Source organism: Martinezella lusitana, from assembly GCF_010668395.1.
Taxonomy (GTDB): Bacteria; Pseudomonadota; Alphaproteobacteria; order Rhizobiales; family Rhizobiaceae; genus Rhizobium; species Rhizobium lusitanum_A.
Genome location: NZ_WUEY01000099.1, coordinates 1 through 395, shown reverse-complemented (window position 1 = coordinate 395; position 395 = coordinate 1). Strand labels below are relative to the sequence as shown.

The window sequence follows — 395 nt, the reverse complement described above, 5'->3', positions numbered from 1 at the left end:
CCCTTATATGTTACATTAGTACATATCAACTAACACACAAGGAGGCCTATAAATTGAAACTTTTCTCAGCCAAACTGATTACACTTGGAGTTGCGGCAATTCTCCAAGGGGTAGCGATGGCGATTTTCCTGTTTCCTCATAACATACCATCTGGAGGAGCCGCAGGAATTAGTGTATTGCTTCATCATATAGCACAAGTTCCCTATGCCCTCACCCTTTGGACATTGAACGCCGGTATGCTCGTTTTAGCTATTAAATGGCTGGGAACTTCGAGTGCATTTTGGACAATCTATTGTGTAACCGTAACATCCCTAACTATTAACTTTATTAGTCCGCATCTCCACCACCCGGTTTCTACTGTCTTTATTGACTTAATTATTGGGTCCATCCTATTC

Annotated in this window: 1 protein-coding gene; it reads left to right on the top strand. The window is 41.8% G+C overall.

Annotation, left to right across the window (positions count from 1 at the left end; genetic code table 11):
- Positions 1-53: 53 nt before the first annotated feature.
- Positions 54-395, top strand: a 342-nt coding sequence (locus GR212_RS36705) for a YitT family protein (protein WP_204326933.1), incomplete at its 3' end; no start/stop codon positions are given.